At 60.3% G+C, this 16,259-nt stretch carries 18 protein-coding genes; 5 read left to right on the top strand and 13 right to left on the bottom strand.

Annotated elements, in window-relative coordinates; genetic code table 11:
* Positions 1–62 precede the first annotated feature (62 nt).
* From WNB94_RS14695 to WNB94_RS14680, 4 genes are all read right to left on the bottom strand, one after another.
* Complete coding sequence (locus WNB94_RS14695) at positions 63–764, bottom strand: OmpA family protein (protein WP_341391155.1); 702 nt, start codon at positions 762–764, stop codon at positions 63–65.
* Positions 761–1,303, bottom strand: a complete 543-nt coding sequence (locus WNB94_RS14690; RefSeq protein ID WP_341391154.1) for a lytic transglycosylase domain-containing protein — start codon at positions 1,301–1,303, stop codon at positions 761–763. Before WNB94_RS14690 ends, WNB94_RS14695 begins: the two co-directional genes overlap by 4 nt.
* A gap of 198 nt (positions 1,304–1,501) precedes the next feature.
* The gene (locus WNB94_RS14685) at positions 1,502–2,047 is read right to left on the bottom strand and encodes a hypothetical protein (protein ID WP_304796238.1); all 546 of its coding nucleotides are present in this window, start codon (positions 2,045–2,047) and stop codon (positions 1,502–1,504) included.
* A gap of 373 nt (positions 2,048–2,420) precedes the next feature.
* Positions 2,421–2,654 carry a hypothetical protein gene (locus WNB94_RS14680; RefSeq protein ID WP_341391153.1) on the bottom strand — a complete coding sequence of 78 codons (234 nt, stop codon included), beginning with the start codon at positions 2,652–2,654 and terminating at the stop codon, positions 2,421–2,423.
* Positions 2,655–2,906: 252 nt separating this feature from the next.
* Here WNB94_RS14680 and WNB94_RS14675 point away from each other — a divergent pair, with 252 nt between their 5' ends.
* Complete coding sequence (locus tag WNB94_RS14675; protein WP_341391152.1) at positions 2,907–3,776, top strand: hypothetical protein; 870 nt, start codon at positions 2,907–2,909, stop codon at positions 3,774–3,776.
* Here WNB94_RS14675 and WNB94_RS14670 read toward each other — a convergent pair.
* From WNB94_RS14670 to mobH, 3 genes are read right to left on the bottom strand one after another with little or no spacing between them, the layout of a single operon-like run.
* Complete coding sequence (locus WNB94_RS14670; protein ID WP_341391151.1) at positions 3,751–4,374, bottom strand: IncC plasmid conjugative DNA transfer DtrJ family protein; 624 nt, start codon at positions 4,372–4,374, stop codon at positions 3,751–3,753. The genes WNB94_RS14675 and WNB94_RS14670 overlap by 26 nt on opposite strands.
* Positions 4,371–6,278: a conjugative transfer system coupling protein TraD gene (gene traD, locus WNB94_RS14665; protein WP_341391150.1), complete on the bottom strand. Its 1,908-nt coding sequence runs from the start codon at positions 6,276–6,278 to the stop codon at positions 4,371–4,373. The genes WNB94_RS14670 and traD overlap by 4 nt, the downstream gene beginning before the upstream one ends.
* A gap of 1 nt (position 6,279) precedes the next feature.
* Entirely contained in the window at positions 6,280–7,983 is a 1,704-nt protein-coding gene (gene mobH, locus WNB94_RS14660; protein WP_341391149.1) for a MobH family relaxase, read from the bottom strand.
* Positions 7,984–8,252: 269 nt separating this feature from the next.
* Here mobH and WNB94_RS14655 point away from each other — a divergent pair, with 269 nt between their 5' ends.
* Positions 8,253–8,588, top strand: coding sequence for an H-NS histone family protein (locus WNB94_RS14655; RefSeq protein ID WP_341391148.1), 336 nt, complete (start codon positions 8,253–8,255; stop codon positions 8,586–8,588).
* Positions 8,589–8,604: 16 nt separating this feature from the next.
* On the opposite strand, the gene WNB94_RS14650 is transcribed toward WNB94_RS14655, so the two are convergent.
* The 6 genes from WNB94_RS14650 to WNB94_RS14625 all read right to left on the bottom strand — a co-directional run bounded on the left by WNB94_RS14650 (position 8,605) and on the right by WNB94_RS14625 (position 13,102).
* Positions 8,605–9,186 (bottom strand): FlhC family transcriptional regulator, encoded by a 582-nt coding sequence (locus WNB94_RS14650; RefSeq protein ID WP_341391147.1) that lies wholly within the window; start codon positions 9,184–9,186, stop codon positions 8,605–8,607.
* 12 nt (positions 9,187–9,198) lie between these two features.
* Positions 9,199–9,519, bottom strand: coding sequence for a hypothetical protein (locus tag WNB94_RS14645; protein WP_304795133.1), 321 nt, complete (start codon positions 9,517–9,519; stop codon positions 9,199–9,201).
* A gap of 291 nt (positions 9,520–9,810) precedes the next feature.
* Positions 9,811–10,872, bottom strand: a complete 1,062-nt coding sequence (locus tag WNB94_RS14640; protein ID WP_341391146.1) for a DUF932 domain-containing protein — start codon at positions 10,870–10,872, stop codon at positions 9,811–9,813.
* Between the two features lie 234 nt (positions 10,873–11,106).
* Positions 11,107–12,117 carry a DUF7146 domain-containing protein gene (locus WNB94_RS14635; protein ID WP_341391145.1) on the bottom strand — a complete coding sequence of 337 codons (1,011 nt, stop codon included), beginning with the start codon at positions 12,115–12,117 and terminating at the stop codon, positions 11,107–11,109.
* A 47-nt stretch (positions 12,118–12,164) separates the two neighbouring features.
* Positions 12,165–12,482: a hypothetical protein gene (locus WNB94_RS14630; protein ID WP_341391144.1), complete on the bottom strand. Its 318-nt coding sequence runs from the start codon at positions 12,480–12,482 to the stop codon at positions 12,165–12,167.
* Positions 12,483–12,559: 77 nt separating this feature from the next.
* Entirely contained in the window at positions 12,560–13,102 is a 543-nt protein-coding gene (locus WNB94_RS14625) for a hypothetical protein (protein WP_341391143.1), read from the bottom strand.
* A gap of 492 nt (positions 13,103–13,594) precedes the next feature.
* Between WNB94_RS14625 and WNB94_RS14620 the strand changes: the two genes are divergently transcribed.
* The 3 genes from WNB94_RS14620 (at position 13,595) to WNB94_RS14610 (ending at position 16,254) form a co-directional block, all read left to right on the top strand.
* Positions 13,595–14,350: a DUF1845 domain-containing protein gene (locus WNB94_RS14620; RefSeq protein WP_304795142.1), complete on the top strand. Its 756-nt coding sequence runs from the start codon at positions 13,595–13,597 to the stop codon at positions 14,348–14,350.
* A 374-nt stretch (positions 14,351–14,724) separates the two neighbouring features.
* Positions 14,725–14,979, top strand: a complete 255-nt coding sequence (locus WNB94_RS14615) for a helix-turn-helix transcriptional regulator (protein WP_109036436.1) — start codon at positions 14,725–14,727, stop codon at positions 14,977–14,979.
* Positions 14,980–15,312: 333 nt separating this feature from the next.
* On the top strand, positions 15,313–16,254 hold the full coding sequence (locus WNB94_RS14610) for a site-specific integrase (protein ID WP_304795147.1): 942 nt from the start codon (positions 15,313–15,315) through the stop codon (positions 16,252–16,254).
* Positions 16,255–16,259 lie beyond the last annotated feature (5 nt).

Genomic DNA, 16,259 nt, shown 5'->3' with positions numbered 1-16,259 from the left:
CGGGGGCGATCCTGCGAACGTGAAGGCACGTTTCAGGAGGGGGATGCGGTGGGCAATAGGGTTCATGAGCGAGGTTCGTTGGCATGTGCTGGGGAGTCATCGGATGGGGGCGTGAACACGACCTCAACGCGACGATTGCGAGCACGGCCTTCGGGTGTGTCATTGCTGGCGACGTAGCAGCACAGGCCCCGGGCGTCGATGCGGATGTCATCTGGTAGCGAGGGGCTGACCCGCTTGATGTGATCTCGAACAGCACCAGCCCGTGCCAGCGCGATGGCCTGATTGGGCGCATCGGGGCCGACGTTGTCGGTGCGTCCTACGATGAGCACGCGCCCGGCACGTCCCAGGTCTCTGGCGGCGTTGTTCAGCAAAGTCCGGTGTGCAGGGGTCAGCACTGCACTGTCGGTTGCAAACGCCAGGATCAACACCTGAGGCTTGCGCGAAGGAATGGGCTTGGCCGTCTCGGCTGGCTTGATGGGTACGACAAGTTCAATCGGGCCAGCTTCACTTTGCGTCGAAGACTGTGACCTTGCGGGTGCCACGGCCAGTGTTTTGGGCGTGGTGGTGGGGCAATCGGGCGTCATGCATTGAGCGAAGTACGCCTCCCGCCAACGCTCAAATTGAGCGATGTGTGAGGCATTTGCCTTGGCTTGCGGTGTCGCAGTCGAATGGCCCTGCTTGGTGGTCAGGGTGCAAGACGAGAGGGCAAACAGAATCACCGCTGCCGAGGCGCTGGTCATGGCGATGTCCTGTACGCGTGTCATGGCGACACCCGAGCGGCAAGGATGAAGAGGGGCAGCTTTGCGTCTGAGCGCCTTTGTGGCCGCACTGCGGTTGCCTGTGCGGACTGGACTGCCGAGGCGGGCAACTGCCGATAGACCTTCCAGGCATAACGCCTGCGTGCGTTCAGGCAGGCCGTGCCCTTGAGTTGGGTGCAGGCGGCGTTGTAGGCCCCCACACCATCCCAGCTCAGGCCCTGCCTGGCCAGGGTTTGGGCGAGCAGCCAGGCGCCCACATGGATGTTCGTGCAGGGGCTGTACAGGTCGCTCTCAGAGATGCCGAATCGTGCCAGCGCAGGCAGGTTCGAGCTGTTGATCTGCATCAGCCCGATGTCGTAGCTGCCCGTGCGTTGGCGGTGGCTGAGGTTGAGCGCTTTGGGATTGAGGTGCGACTCGACCTTGGCAACGGCATACAGCAGTTGCGATGAAACGCCATATCGTTGTGCCGCCTCATCCCAGCAAGCCTGGGCGTGTGCCGACAGGCTCAGCGGCGCAAGACATACAGACAAGAGACCCCATTGCATGGCGCACTCCCAACAAGACAGATGGGCCCGCCAATGCACCTCGCAAGGCAGGACTGACTGGGTGAGACCGGCACGGTGCCGATCCAGGTCTTGTTCAGGTCAGCCGTGGTTGGACGGCCATGGCGTGGTCAGGGCAGGTGAATCGCTTGGAGATTCTTCATGCCATGTGCTGGTCAGAGCGCTGGGTGGCCGATGGCATCAGCGGGTCTGCGTGACGTGTTCTGCACGAAAGCGCTGTGCCATGTTGATGCGAGCTTGTTGCAGGACGCTGGCGCCGGTCTCATCCGCCTGCTGACACAGCGCCACGCAGGCGGTGGTCAAGTGATCGAGTTGAAACTTCGGATTGGGGTGCCGGTTGGCGGGTGAGCGCTGCAACTCAAGGAGCAAGTCGTACTGCGGTCGCCACAGGGCTTCCCGACGGCGAGGCGTGTTGGGCGATCGGGCCACGAGGTCGGTCCCGAGAAAACCGAAGACCTGCCTTGCCGCTTCGGGGCTGGAGAAGATCAGGGAGACGCAGGCACTGATCAGGTCAGGAAATCGGAAGATCGGACCGACGTTGCGATCGGACTTGAGCACGCCATAAAGCCAGACATGTTCTTCTAGCCACAGCCGAGTTTCGATGACGTCTGACGGCAGGGCTTCCACTGTTGCGGGGTGTCGAGAGTCCTGAAATCCGGGCGATGCAGCGGTGAGCATGGTGCGTACCTCTGTTTTCTGAATCGGAATTTGCTCGGGTGAGCGCATGAGTACAGATTAGGGCCCGGGTGCGGCATGGTCACGGGTGAATGCGGGCTTTGTCATGGGGATTTCGGCTCCAGTTCATGGCGAGTGCTGACGCGGCACGGCCAAGATGGACGAGTCCCATTTACGCGAGCTAAAAAAAAGCCCGCCGATCAGCGGGTGATCAGCGAGCGCAAGACGCATCGCTGTCATCACGGTGCGCCTCCGGCTCAGGGAGGAAAAGCCGGGCCGAGGTACGAACCAGCGGCACGATAATGATACTGGTCTTCACCCAAACAGGCATTGACATCCTGGGGGACCTGCACCCGGATCACGTGTTGCCACCTGCATCTGGCCAACTTTCCGGGTGAAGTTCGACAAGTTGCCGCAATGTGCGTCAGGCGAGGTGATCAGCGGGTGAGGCAGCCAGGCAAAGAATCACCATGTGATGGATGTAGGTGCCGATGTCGGCAACGGCGTGCGCTTTGTCAATGATGAAGAACACTTCTCCTTCTTGTGGCAGCTCGTGCCACGCGCTTGTATCGAACATGTTGTGGTGGAACTTGTCTCCTACGGCGAATGCCTGAAACGTGCTGCCAGCTTCGATTTGCGCAACCGGGTCATTGCGCATAGATCGAATCCGGATCTCCAGAGCGTGGATGACGGGCTTTAAACTCTTCATTTGAATTCCTGGGTAGCAGAGAGACGCCCATTGTTAGTTGCCGCATCAGCTGCCTTTCGGGCTGTTTTCCGAATCGGACGGGCATGCCGATCTGTCTGAATTTCAGAGTGATTTGCCCCCGTGTCGGCAGTGCCTACAGCATGCGCGACATCGTCTTGGCGTACGCCGACGTCGCCATCAACCCGAATTTTTGAGCGCGACATGGAAGAAGCGGAACAGATCCTTTTAAACCAAAGCACCTGTGACGAGGTGCTTCGCAAGGTCGGCCGCAATGTGCTGTTGTTTCAGCAGATCGAGGCACTGCTGAAATTTCTCGTGGCCAACCACAGGAGAGATGGCAACACGTCGAATTTCGAGGAGCGTTTGCAACAACGCACTGAGAAAACGCACAAGCAGATGATGGGGAAGTTGGTTGAGCAATTCACCGATGGCATCCTCTCTGACGCGGGCGAGCCAAACGCAGAACCGGAAGAGCAAAACCAGATCTGGATGTCATTCACGTTCACCACATCCGGGGACCGCGAGTTCTACGAGGCTCAACGTGCGGACATGAAGCGCATGGTGGACGAGCGCAACGACCTGATTCATCATTTCATGCCCCGTTGGCAACCGGACTCTCCGGAGAAGATGGGCGAGGCAGCCAAGTACCTCGATGAGCAACGTGCCAGGGTGCTTCCCATGTTTGAACATCTACGATCTGTCTCCAAGGCGCTGATTGATGTCGGGCAGTCCATGGCCGCGTTCATGGCGTCCGAAGAAGGCCTGCGCCATTTCGAGTTGATCCTGTTACAGCACAGCCCTTTGGTTTCGGTTCTGAAAGACGTGGCTGAACATAAGCATCGGGCCGATGGCTGGGCCTACCTTGCCGACGCGGGGCGGATTGCATGGCTGCAGGAGCCCGAGGCTGTGACGCACATGAAGGAACGACAGGGCCATGCCACGCTCAAAAAGTTGGCCGTGGCTTCGGATCTCTTCGATGTTTTTGATGAGCCTTTGCCCAATGGTGGATACCGTACCTTGTACAAGCCAAAGGCCGTCCAAAATATCAAGACCTTCGGTGAAAGTCCCTGACCGCTGTACCCATCAGCGTGCCGATGACTACCGGCACGCAGGGTATGGCAAGAGGATGCAAGGTGATGGGCAGCACAAACGCCAGGACGCTTGCGCAACTGGTCAGGATGGCCAAACTGACATACAGGGCGAACATCGCCGGGCTGTGGTGCAGAAACTCTTTGGCTTTGACTATTCGCACAAGGTAGCCATCCACCATGGCCGCAATCGGGAAGGCCAACAGCCAGGGGAGCCACTCCAGCAGCATGGCCAGGCGGAAGCTGGCGAGCAGCAGCAGCGCATCAATCGATCGGAAGTAGGGGTTGTTGAACAACCGCTGGTTGACCGAGGCCATTTCTCGCCCGACTGCTGCGTTGACGCCACCCGCAGGGGCCGCGTCCTTGGACGAAGGGACGGGTGATGCTTGACGTGCAGACTCCTGCATGCTCATCGCACGCGACAGCATGCGGGTGCCTGCGTCCTTGCCCCAGAACACCGCCGCATTGGTGTATTCCGTTCGCAGTTGCTCTAAGAACCGTTCTGGCGGGTGGGCGGACGGCACATAGAGAACCAGAACCAGTAGTGCCAGCAGTGACACCACGGCCATCGCCCTGATCATGCGGCTCTCCTGATGGGTTGATGGACCCCTTGCGCATCCGGATCCAGGATGGGGAAGCGGCCCTTGACGATGCGCCCGCCAGACACCGAGGCAAAGTACTGAAGATTGGGCAGTTTGCCCAGGACATCGGCGGGCACCATCTCCTCGAAGCTCTCAGAGAGTTGGCTTGAATAGCTGGTCGAGAAGTCGCCCAGATGGGTGTCCGCGCCATGTCCCAGCCCAACGCGCATCGAATGGATGGCCGTCTTGCCAAAGGTTTCCACGATGAAATCTTGCGTGGGACGATCCTTTGATCTTAGGGCGATTAAGTTGTTGAGGTTTCCCAAGGCCATGCGCGCAGCCGCTTCGCTGCCCAGACGTTTGGCCAGGTCCGCCAATGTCTGCATCGCGCAGGTGGTGTAGATGCCCCCCTCTGCCCCTTTGTTGAGGATCTCGATCAAGGGCTGGTTGATGACGTTGGCCACCTCATCCACAAACAGTGCAATGCGCCTATATCCACCCAGGTTGTAGCGCATGCCCGCCCGCGCGGCCAGGTCGGCCAAGGCCAGGGCACCGATGGCCGATGCCACCGAGGGATCCGGCAGAGAATCCAGACACATGTACAGCACATGCCCGCCGCGCTCGATCTTCTCGAAGTTCATGATCGGGCGCATGTCGTTGGCGTCGAACGGGTCGGGCGACAGCGTGCGGCCCAGGTCGCCCGAGGTCAGCATCGACAGCACGGGCAACAGGTTGGCCGTGATTTTCTGGTAATGCTCCCGGTTGTGCCTGAAGGTGCGCACCTGGGCATCGATCACCTTGCTGCGTTGTGACTGGGCAATGTGGTGTTCGTAGTACGCGACGAAAGCCATCAACTCGGTGCTGGCGGCTTCCGATGGGCGCTTCATGTGGCCTCGATGAGCCTCCTGCATCAGCTTCTTCATTTCGGGCAACTCACGCCAGGCGGGCCCCAAGGTTTCCTCACAGAAGCGGCGCAACGAGCCCTCCAGAACGGGCTCGATACCACCCTCGATGTAGCGGGTCAGCTTGGCCAGGTTGGGGCGCTCTTCCAGTTCGACCAGGCCTTGAACGACCACATTGACCGCATCCCAGCCAAAGGCGGAGAACGCGCCAGCCGTGTCCGGCGGCATGATCGACTGGATGCGGGATGCGATCTCGGTGGGCTTTTGCCAGTTGAAGGTGAAGTCCAGCCGCACACCGGCTTCCGGGAATGCCGGATGAAACTCCATGAAGGTGTCGGGCTCCCGCCAGTCCTGGCAGGCTCGCTCAACCACTCGCTTGAGGCGACGGCTGTTCTTGGGGTCGATGACGATCACCACGTCGCCGCGCCTGACGGCTTGGGTGACCAGGTTGGCCAGGGCCACACCTTTGCCGGATTGGGTGGTGCCGACCAGCAGCGTGCCGCCTTCGAAGTTCTGCAAGGGGCGATGCAGCGGCACCTCATGGGGCTCGACGCCGTGTATGTAAGGCAAGCCGATCTCGGCATCGGGTTGGGGTGCGCTGTCATAGCCCAGCAGACTCAGGAGGCGCGGAGATACCGTGAAGTCGCGGTAGTCGATCTTGGCCAGTTCATACAGACGCTGAGAGTGCACGGGCCGCCACTCGAAGCCGAACCCAAGGAACACGGCCGTTGAATCCTGACACCACCGCGCCTGGGTTTGCGTGCTTATCACCTGGATGGCATGACCAGCCAGAGATGCCCTCAGCACGAGAATGCGCAGCGCCTGCGAGACCCTGAGAGCGCTCATGCCAAGGCAAGTGATGGACAGGGAGAAAGCGAGAATGCGGGGCAGTTGGCCGATGGCACCGACCGCTGTAAAGAACATCAACGCGATGCCCCAGGCAAGGCCTGCGTAGGCCTCGTAGGCGTGGCGCCATGGCATCTCGTAGCGGCGGATGGGCATGTCACTCGCCCTGAGCCTCTGGCGAGGCAAATGCTTCCATGTCCACGCCGCTGATGAAGCGCGGATCAATGGTCAAACCCACGGTCGGTGTGCCATTGAAATCTCTTGATGTGGTGGGTGGACCTTTGCACTGGGCGCGAACCAGCATGTGCACATCCGACAGGGCGCGCAGGGCCATAGACGGTTGAATGCCGCGGCGCTCGAATTCGTGCAGAGGCACAAACACCCCAAAAGCGACAGTGCAACACTGAGCGGGTCCAGCGCCTGTGTTCAAGGTGTTGACCACCTCGGTCAGTGCGTCGCGCACCACGGGGTTGAGGCGCAGCGGCGCTTGAAGACCAATGGTCGCTTGCTGAGTTGTTTGGGCGTCGCTCGTAGACGCCAGGGCAGATGGAGAGGCCGTTGGCAAAGGTGCCGCTTCGCCTTGAGTGTCTTGGTTATTCGAAGCTTGTTGGTTTTGCTCGGCGTTGCCAGGGATGAGCGAGAGCTGGGTGCCTGGCGGGCCATCCGGTATAGGCTGTGGTGCGACAGGTTCGGCTGCTTGCTCTGATGGATGATCATTGCGAAGGGAACTTGTGAGGCTCTCCGCCAGAGGCGGCGGCAACGAGTTATGTCCTGCAAACAGGATCGCCTGAGAAGACAGCTTGACTGCGTCGATCTTGGCTTTGCCGCCTGGTGGTTGGATGACCCAGATCGGGACTCCTGCGGGCGTGGGTTCGAAGACACCGGCCAGCAGGAGCACCTCCATGATGGTCTCCGGCGCTTTGGGAATGCCTGGCAGCTGGGCGGCGTCCAGTTGCTTCTGGAGGTCTTCGGCAGCGCTGGGCCAGGCCAGGAACAGGCCATCGGGACCGAACCAGACGCGAGACTTCTCGCGATTGGCCTGCCACCCCGAGTTGGAGACCGCGAGATGCCTTAGCGCGTCAACCAGGTAGCGTTCCAGGTGCGAACCGTATTGAGGCGTACCGTAGCGGTCGGCGTTGGCCAGCAGGTTGCGGTCAATCACCAGCGCCAAGGAGCGCCGGACCAACTCGTCCAGCACGTTGTGATCGCGATGCTGCGAGATGCCGCTGACGCTGCCCATGAGGTGAGGCACGATGACTGTGTTGTCTTCAGCCAGGTAATGCATGACCGTTGGGGGTACGACATGGGCCAGCGTGAACACGCCAAGGCTGCGTGTCTCGATGGCGTGTGGGCGCCAGCGCAAGAAGTAGCGGTCCGCTTGTCGCTCCATCAGCCAATCACTCAGGGACAGAAGGTAGGCTGGCCACACATCGCCTGGGGCGTTGGTCACGATGATGTGACTGAGCACCCGGTGGGCCTCGCAGCAAAGCCCCGCGACGAAGGTTGCCAGGCGCCAGCGCGGCTCCAAGTGGCGGCGTGCCGATATGGTGGAGCGACCGGAGAATATGTGCGCGTCTGTGCCCTGCAGGCTGAAGAAGCTGACTTCCATGCCCAGGCGCAACAGGCCGCCAGGGGTGCAGAAGTAGTTGTCTGATGTGGCTGGCAGCAGGTGTACTAGGTTGGCGTATCGTCTGATAAGTGACAGGATGGTTTGTTCGAACTCGGTACGGTCAGACCCATGGCAGAGCTTGATGCGGGCGATCAGGTCATCGTTTTGCGACAGCAGAGCATCAATGGGCAGGGCCTCGAAGCCGGGATCTGACGATGCAAAAGTGCTGTGTGGCAGAGACGGGGCAAGCATGGTGGTCCATTGCAGATGACCCATTCATTTGGTCACCATGCGTTGCCGTGCGCACCTCAAAATGTCATCTGTTCATCTGGGCTTTCGCCATCGAGACTTGACTAAAGAGGAGCTGTTTCGGATCAGTGCGATGGGCGTCGATCCGTCTGATGCCTTGGCCTTGACTCTGAATGCAACGACGGAGATCCAGGCACTTTGGTCAGGTAGCCAAGGAGCTTGCAATGTAGGATGTTGGCATCCAAACTCGGCGATCGCCAAACACTGCAATCATGACCACGTATCAAGAACTACTGGCCCAGAAAGCCGCCCTGGACAAGCAGGCTTCGGAGCTGGACAGGCAATTGCAGGATGCCCGCAAAGCTGAGCGAGCTGGTGTGATTGACCATATCAAGCAACTGTTGGCTGCCAATGGTTTGACTGTCGCCGATCTGGGTTTGAAGGTCGGTGTGGCGAACCGCTCCAGTGCTGCAGCAGGAAGCAAGGTCGCCCCAAAATATCGCAACGGTGACACGGGCGAGACTTGGAGTGGACGGGGACTTCAGCCTAAGTGGATCAAGGCCGCGTTGGCCGCTGGCAAGACGCTGGATCAACTGAAAGTAGGCTGATTACAAGGCCATCGGTTCAGGAGGCAGTTTCAGGTGCGGTCGCCATCCCGTGCTTGGGAAATGAGGCCTGGAGCCGAGGGTCGCAACTGTAGCGCAGTACCAGTTTGCAGAACGGACAGTTGTCGCCCAAGTGGACCACGGTGCCGATGGCCATAAGTACATCGCTGCCGCAGGTCGGGCAAGCGAGGACCTCGAACACCGGGGTGCAGGCCAGCCAGATGCCATCGGTGTGAGATGCCAGATCAAACGCCCGGTCAAAACTGATTCGGTGCGGACACTGGCAGACGGCTTGGTATCCACGATAGGCGCTGACCAGCGTCTCTGCGGCGCCGAAGCCAGTGTTGCGCAGGCGGCGGTAGATCGACATGAAGATTGACGATTCAGCCCTCGCGATGAGGTTGGCGCCGTGATACCACTCCAGGGAGTTGGGCGGACGTCCGCGTGGGATGGTTTGAGGGTCATTGAAGAACAGCCTCTGCACGTCCCGTGGGTTGAGCCCTGTGAGGTGGTGGATGGTGCGCACCCGGGCACCCAGTTGTGCACAGTCTTGCGCCAGGCGTATGGCGCACAACTGGCGGTCAGCACGTGTTGACATCATGGTCCCCTCCGGTCACGACATGCTTGCGGGCACCATGGGCGCGAGTTGCCGTGGCCTTGGCGCATGAACGGCGGCCAGTGATGCCTGAAGCGGCGCGGGCGCCTTGAGCAAGGCAAGCAAATCCTGGCGTGGAGGGAAGAGGGTGCTTTGGCCGATTTGATCGACGAATGCCCACAACTGTTCCTGGCTCATGGCACCAAGGAAATCTGCTTGGGCGGCGTCCAGCCCGAACTTGCCGCATGTCGATACCCGATCTTGGGCGATGCCCAGCCGGATGGCTTGCAACAGGTACAAATTGGTCAACTGCACATCGGTGAACTGGATGCTGCTCATGGTCTTCTCCTGTCGGTGTGCCCAGATGTGAGTCGAGATGGGCCAGGTGTTGCGGCGAGGTGTGACTGCTTTGGTGTTGTGTGTGTGGAGTAATGAGTCGGCTCAGCATATTCATGACCATCGAATGGAATCAATGCCCGAGAGCGGGGGGATGGTGTGTTTGCCATCGACAAAAGCCCGCATTGCCTGCCGCATTTGTCACTGTCAATGGGCGCGATGCTTTGAACTTGGCTTCGACATAAAAAAGCCACCAGAGCCATGGCCCTGGTGGTGAATCACTGTGATCCGAGATCAGATGGCTTGCGCCAACTCCTTCCATTCCTTGACGGGCAGTTCGATCAACTTCCCGCCCAGGGCTTCGAACTCGGTCGCACGGTCGTAGTCCTCAACTTCCTGGGAGAAGTGCGTGACGGCATTCACCAGGCCATACCCCGACAGATCACCTTCGGCGATCAGGTGTCGCAGCACCCCGGCGCGTTCGGCGTCATTCAATGTGTAGCGCTGAGCCAGCACTTCCACCGTCTTGACGGGGTTGCCGACGAGGTGAATCTGCAAGGTCTTTTGCATCTTCTGCGCTGCCTGCATGAACGTTGCCTCAGACACGGCCGCCTGCACCACGTCGCGAACCTTCAGGAAGAAGGCCTTGTCGTCGGCCTGCAAGGTGTCGTCCTTGAAGACCATGATGCTTTCGTCAGATCCGAGTGCCCGCCCGACGTGGGTTTTGCGCAAGGAGCGGTCTGAAGCAATCAGGCCATTGCGGCACACCAGTCGATACAGCAAGGGCTGCACCGACAGCGTGCCTTGTCCCACCTCCGAATTGGAGATGACCACGCCAGCCTGGACGATGTCGCCAGGCGCCATTTCGACCTTCAATTGCGGTGTGATGCACTTGATGTACATCCTCGTGTCGGTGAGTTCCACCGACTCGAAGCGCACATCAGGCAACTGCTGCAGGATGGGCAGCACACTTTCGGCCAGATCGTAGTTGTCAAGGCGACGATAGCGGTCTGACAGCACGGCCCGGACGTTGCCATCCAGCGTGCGAATCATGCGGCGATCATCGTCGCTTTGCAGCCAGGTGTTCACGTTGCGGTCCAGCAAGACGGGCTGCTCGGAGCGCATGCGCTCGAAGTACGCATAGGGAATCTTCAGCTTGTCAGCCAACTGGCGGCGCGCCAGCGGCATGACGCCATAGGGCGTGGAGACCCCGGCTTCGCCGATGACGAGGCGGGTCTCGCCTGTGTCATCGGTGTCGTGCCGCAGCAGCGACGAGGGGACCACCAGGTCCTTCTTTGATTGCAACTGGCGCTCAAGTTCATGGGCCAGGCTCACCAGGGAACGTCCGCTTCTCATATCAAGCTCCTGTTCGGGAAAGAAATGGCGGAGACGGCATGACCCACATGCGGGGATGCACATCCCCGCCAGGGTTGATGACTGATGGGTGTTGACCCATCCACACAGGGCGCAAACTGACCACAGGCCAGGGCTGCGCCCAACTTACAAATCACTCATACAAAACGCCAGGGCTGTCTTTGCCTTGCCATGTGGCTTGGCCTGGTCTGACAGCTACCAGTGGGGATACATGACTTACGTGGTTCGGGAGGCGTGTTCCGCCTTGGCCAGCCACACATCGGCCCAGTCGGTGCCCGGGATCTTGGGCAAGAGCACCCGAACTTGCCGGGGGCCGCTCTGGTGCTCCTGCTTCTTCAGCCGCCGAGCCAGGGCAAAGGCAAACATCTGGCCGTCAAAGTCCGCTTGGGCATCGTTATCGGCATAGATGCAGATGCTCTGCACCGAGTCGGGCAGCCACAGCTTTTCCAGGTTCCCGGCATTGAGTCCTGCCCACACGGGTTTGCCGGTGGCCAGGTGCACAGCCATGGCGGTCTCGATGCCCTCGGCAATGGCCAGTTCGTGCTCGGGTTCGAACAAGCGCACGGAAGCACCATTGATGCCCGAGGAGAGAACCTTTTTGGCATCGCTCACATTGGCCTTGCGGCCATCTTTCAGATACGTGCGGTGCAGCGTGACCGCGTGACCATCAGCGCCCTGGATGCAAGCCAGCATGGCGGCGTATTCGGCCACTTTGCGCGACTTGCCCGAGGTGGGGTCTTTCTCGTAGTAGCCCAGCGCTGGATGCAGGCGCAGCACCTTGGGGTAGTGGGCCAAGGCGAGCCGCCGACCGGACAGGTAGCGGTCCACCTCATCGCCGGGTGTCACGGGCGTGGCTTCTTCCCACAGTCGCTTGGCCAGGGCCTTCATGCGTTCGGCCGAAGGCTCCGGTGACGCCACATGCGGGGCAGGGGGCGAGGCGCCCACCACGCGTTCGACTTCCTTGAGCGCGGTGTTGAAATCCAGGCCCGTGACGGCCTGCAGCAGTTTGAAGCCACCTCCTGCGCCACAGGCGCGACAGTGGTAGTTGCCTTCACCGAACTTGTCGGTGTACTGAAACCGGTCCGTGCCACCACAGAGCGGGCAGGGCTGGTTGCGCTTCTTGAGAATGTGTTCGCCAACGCCCAGGCTGCTAAGGATTTCAGTCCAGCGACCATGGGCTCGGCGTTTGACGTCTTCAATGCGAGCTTCGTACTCGGGGTTGTTCATGTTGAACTCCGTGTTGATGACATGCTCTGCAGGGGATAGAGCAGCGGTCAGCCGCGATGGCGAACCGATGGGGTGAACAACTGGCCCGCCTGCAGTGCTTCGATCACGCTGTGCTCGACGAACTCCCAGGGCAGTTGGTGCTGGGTGTGCAAGACCTGGCCTTTGTCGTCCAGGCGTTCGACCTTGAAACCTGCCTGGCTCCACAGCACGCGGTAGGTCAGCCAGTCGGCACCGGCGATGACAAAGATGCGGCCGGCCTGGCCGGTCAGGACTTCACTTTCCTTGACCAGGAACTCGATGTCCTGGGGCTCATCGACCATCAGCATCGGAATGCGGTGGCCATGGGCGTATGCTTGTTTGTGCATAGGGCTCTCCGTGTGTGAGGTGAGGGCCAGGGCCGATCGGAACGATCTGGCCTTGGCGTTGTTTGGGGCTGTTGGGATCAGGTGAACAGGTCACCCTGCTCGGACATCTGCTTGAGCTGTTCATTGATCCATTGCGGATTCCTGGCCAAGCGGGCCTCAACCCACTGGGGGTTGTTGGCGATGGCATCGCGAACCCATTGCGGGTATCGGGCAAGCGAGTCAGACAGCCAGACCTTGAGCTTGTTGCGGATGTGGTCGCGGATGTCTTGCGCATCCACGAGGCCGCAGTACGCGATGGGCGACAGCGGGCTGCATCCCACGACACGCAGGCAGTTCACGAACGAGAAGGGCTGTTGGTCCTTGTCCCGCTCGGTGAACACCCAGCGCAGGGTGTCGAACTTGTCTTCCAGCGGCGTGGCCGGGTCAGACAACTGGTTGATCTCCTGCAGCAAGCGCCAGTGCAGGAAGACGATGTCCTCCTCGCTCCAGTCGATGCGGTCGGGCGGATCGTCCAGCGACAGTGGGTGTGGCGATTGATCCGGAAAAACGGACTGCGTCGCCCCCATGAAGCCATTCAAGGCAGCTGGGGGGTGAACCAGAGATGTGCTCGTGTGCAGCATCGTGGCCTCCATGTGAAATAGGGAGGCACGGCGCACCACTGAGGGGGCAATGCCCCACAGGGTGATGAACAGTCGGCAAGGTGTTTTGACGCACTGCCGATGGCGATGAAGAGACTCCAGGGCTGGCTTGATCGGGTGGTGAGCCCGTTCGGATCGGTGTGCCAGCTACCGATCGAAGAAGGCTTTCGGGGTGAGAGCGCGCATGCCGCGTTAGCGCGCGCGTGCACTCACCACGAAAGTCGCTTCGATGGCATCGGGACGGTGGTGACCGTCAAGGGTTTGATGTGAACTCCAGGGCTTGCCTTGTTTGAATGCAGGGCCAGCTGCCGCGTATCAGCAAGGTAGTGCCTTGCCATGAGGATGGTCAAGATGGTTCCATGCCAAAACGGGGGCTGATGCCGAAAGGGCCTTCAATTGCCGATGATTCCCGGTGGTGATGCACGAACGCGGTTCGCAAGATGGTGGCGAGCACGCCAGTCACGGGAGCGCGACATGTCTGATATTCACCAGATCGTCAAGATGGACCAGGGCGGGGTCAACGACCGGATCCTGGCCAAAGAAAGCAAAGCAGATTTCAGGCGCATCGAAGCGGCCAGTGTGAAGATGCCCACGCGCTTCACCAGCGCGGAGGGCAAGCGCTTCTTTGTTCGCCTGTTCAACACCTTGCAACTCAACATGCACTTCATCTCGGTGATCGCACGCACCCGTCTGGATCACGATGACATCGTCAAGGTGGAGGCCAGCGTTCGGGCGAAGCTTGACGCGGTCAACGAGAGCTTGAACAGTGCCATCGATGGCGCAGAAGCCTTGTTCAAGGCCCATGGCATCACAAGTGTGGCGACGTATGACACCGTGGCCCTGTCGGTGGACGTCAGTGTGCTGTCTTCGTTTGGGCGTCGCTTCCTAGAGGTCCTAGGTAAGCTGGACCAGTTGATGCCACTGCTCCAGACGCTGGAGATCCATGAGGTGATCACTGCGCAGGCGGTGGACATCCAGCGCGCCAGCCTCAAGCGTCAGGTGCGCGACGTGGCCAACGGGGCTCGCAATCTGGCCACTGGCCTGAGGCGCCGCATGAATGCCATGGGTGAACGGGGTGAGGGCGGTCCCGAGTCTGTGCCAGCCCCAGCAGCAAATGTTCAAGCATCTGGTGTGCTTGCTCAGGAGCTGGAAGCGACCGGCGATGATGCAAGTGTTTCGTCAGCCACGGACACCATGGAGCCTGTGGATGCTGCTGTTGTCGTCAAGTAGCTACTCAACGCGACCTGGTTGATGCTGGCAAGCGCCACGCGCAAGGGGCCGACTTCACGGACGATTTCGAGGAGCACAAGCCGTTCTTGCTTGAGGCGTCCCATGTCGTCCGCTAAGGTGACATCGGGACGCATGTTGCGCCACCGTCGCAGTCGATACCTGCCTGCCTGTGCCTGTCCACGTTGCGCTGAGCCATCCCGTTGACGAGGCACTATGTACTTGGAGTTGCTCACAACCACACCGTGCGACCGGGACGCCGCCGATGTGATGCCGGAGTCGTGCGTCCCTATCGGCATGCGCAAACCCTGACCTAGCGCCGCCGCTACAGAGCAGGTCATGTCTTCCATCGGCATTCGCCGTGAAGAGGCCAGATCATGCCTAAACCCAACCGGGGTGCCGTTGTCGTGCCCGCGGCACCTGTCCATGCTGTTGCGGCGCCATCATTGCCGCAAGTTGGCTTTCTCCGACAGGCACAGGTTCTGCAATTTGTTCCCATCTCCAAGTCCACACTGTGGCGGCGCGTGCAGACGCGCACCTTTCCTGAACCCGTCAAGCTGTCGGTGCGCGTGACCGTCTGGCGGGTGGAGGACATCAGGCAATGGATCGCTGAACAGAGTAGCCGTGCCTGACGCCCCTTGCTGAAGCCAATGTTCACGCTTGCAGAGCCCACCCCCTTGCCATGCACCTTGCTTGGCATGCCTTGCCCCGACATTGAGCGCGCAGGGGCCTTGGCACACGCCAATGCATGGGAAGTGTGCCTCAGCCCATGCGGGGCGGTGCCACGGAACTTGCTTGCTTCTGGGTGTTTTCACGTGGCTTTTGTCCACGCCAAAGCAGATCTGCCTGATGCCGAAACCCCCCCGCCTTCACCGGCGATTTCGACTGGTGAAAATTGCGATCAGGGTTGAGCATGAAGGCGCTTTGGCAGCGTGAGGACAAGTAAACAAAGCAGGGAGAGGGTCATGTCATGCGCACCAGAACTGGAACCAGACGGGGGCACCGTTGCCCATTCGATCAGGATGCTCAAGGAGGTCATCGATGGCGACACCTATGAGGCCGTGGCCGCGCGGTTTGGCGTGTCACGCACGGCGGTTGAGCGGCGCATCAAAGCCATTGCGGTGCAGTTGAGCCAAGTGGCCGACATCGATGGCTTGAATGAAGATGGCGCTGCATTCGTCAGACGCTTGCGCCTGCACCGCGATGCCATCCTGACGGCCTTGGAGGATTTCGATCCGAGAAAGACGGTCGAACATCGTTCAAGCCGCATCGTCTCCATGGACGAGATCATCCAGGCAGGCAAGCGCATCAAGGGGCGCAGCAATCGGGCCTGGCATGACCTGTCGCTGTTCTATCTCCTGTTTGCCACGGGCGCACGTCCCCTGGAAATCGCCCGCCTCGAAGTGAGGGACTACCTGAGCTCCGATGGCAGCGTTCGGCGCCACTCTCAAATGCGTGCCGAGGTGGCCATCACTGGAAAGGCCCGCCCATTGCACTTCGCCAGCACGAGGCTGGACGAATCGCTTTCAAACTACTTGGAAGAGCGCCTGAGGCTCGGGCTGGGCTTGGGACGGGATGGTGCTTACAGAGGGCTTGATCCAGATAGCCGCTTGTTCCTGTCTACAGCAGGAGAGGGGTTCAAGATCACACCCTATGGTGCGCCTGGTCAGCGACGGTTCTTGTGTCGACCGATCCTGGAGACCTATCGCAAGCTGTTTCGCTATGCCGAGATGAAAGGCGTGACGGCGCTGTCTGTGCGTCGCACCGTCGTGGCACGCCTCTATGAGCGTGGCGCTGATGAGGACGATGTCGGCCTGATCCTGGGCATCAGCGAACGCAGTGCGGTGCGCGAACTGCTGGCTCGCCACAAGCCGACCATCGAGCAACTGCTCGATGAACTGGTGTGAACACC

Origin of the sequence: Aquabacterium sp. A3 (assembly GCF_038069945.1) — a bacterium.
Taxonomy (GTDB): domain Bacteria; phylum Pseudomonadota; class Gammaproteobacteria; order Burkholderiales; family Burkholderiaceae_C; genus Aquabacterium.
This window is presented reverse-complemented; position numbering and strand designations above follow the sequence as displayed.

Excerpts from the sequence above, each read along its gene's own strand:
- WNB94_RS14695 (WP_341391155.1), bottom strand. The coding sequence starts at position 764 with ATGACACGCGTACAGGACATCGCCATGACCAGCGCCTCGGCAGCGGTG.
- WNB94_RS14690 (WP_341391154.1), bottom strand. The coding sequence starts at position 1,303 with ATGCAATGGGGTCTCTTGTCTGTATGTCTTGCGCCGCTGAGCCTGTCG.
- WNB94_RS14685 (WP_304796238.1), bottom strand. The coding sequence starts at position 2,047 with ATGCGCTCACCCGAGCAAATTCCGATTCAGAAAACAGAGGTACGCACC.
- WNB94_RS14680 (WP_341391153.1), bottom strand. The coding sequence starts at position 2,654 with ATGCGCAATGACCCGGTTGCGCAAATCGAAGCTGGCAGCACGTTTCAG.
- WNB94_RS14675 (WP_341391152.1), top strand. The coding sequence starts at position 2,907 with ATGGAAGAAGCGGAACAGATCCTTTTAAACCAAAGCACCTGTGACGAG.
- WNB94_RS14670 (WP_341391151.1), bottom strand. The coding sequence starts at position 4,374 with ATGATCAGGGCGATGGCCGTGGTGTCACTGCTGGCACTACTGGTTCTG.
- traD (WP_341391150.1), bottom strand. The coding sequence starts at position 6,278 with ATGCCCATCCGCCGCTACGAGATGCCATGGCGCCACGCCTACGAGGCC.
- mobH (WP_341391149.1), bottom strand. The coding sequence starts at position 7,983 with ATGCTTGCCCCGTCTCTGCCACACAGCACTTTTGCATCGTCAGATCCC.
- WNB94_RS14655 (WP_341391148.1), top strand. The coding sequence starts at position 8,253 with ATGACCACGTATCAAGAACTACTGGCCCAGAAAGCCGCCCTGGACAAG.
- WNB94_RS14650 (WP_341391147.1), bottom strand. The coding sequence starts at position 9,186 with ATGATGTCAACACGTGCTGACCGCCAGTTGTGCGCCATACGCCTGGCG.
- WNB94_RS14645 (WP_304795133.1), bottom strand. The coding sequence starts at position 9,519 with ATGAGCAGCATCCAGTTCACCGATGTGCAGTTGACCAATTTGTACCTG.
- WNB94_RS14640 (WP_341391146.1), bottom strand. The coding sequence starts at position 10,872 with ATGAGAAGCGGACGTTCCCTGGTGAGCCTGGCCCATGAACTTGAGCGC.
- WNB94_RS14635 (WP_341391145.1), bottom strand. The coding sequence starts at position 12,117 with ATGAACAACCCCGAGTACGAAGCTCGCATTGAAGACGTCAAACGCCGA.
- WNB94_RS14630 (WP_341391144.1), bottom strand. The coding sequence starts at position 12,482 with ATGCACAAACAAGCATACGCCCATGGCCACCGCATTCCGATGCTGATG.
- WNB94_RS14625 (WP_341391143.1), bottom strand. The coding sequence starts at position 13,102 with ATGCTGCACACGAGCACATCTCTGGTTCACCCCCCAGCTGCCTTGAAT.
- WNB94_RS14620 (WP_304795142.1), top strand. The coding sequence starts at position 13,595 with ATGTCTGATATTCACCAGATCGTCAAGATGGACCAGGGCGGGGTCAAC.
- WNB94_RS14615 (WP_109036436.1), top strand. The coding sequence starts at position 14,725 with ATGCCTAAACCCAACCGGGGTGCCGTTGTCGTGCCCGCGGCACCTGTC.
- WNB94_RS14610 (WP_304795147.1), top strand. The coding sequence starts at position 15,313 with ATGTCATGCGCACCAGAACTGGAACCAGACGGGGGCACCGTTGCCCAT.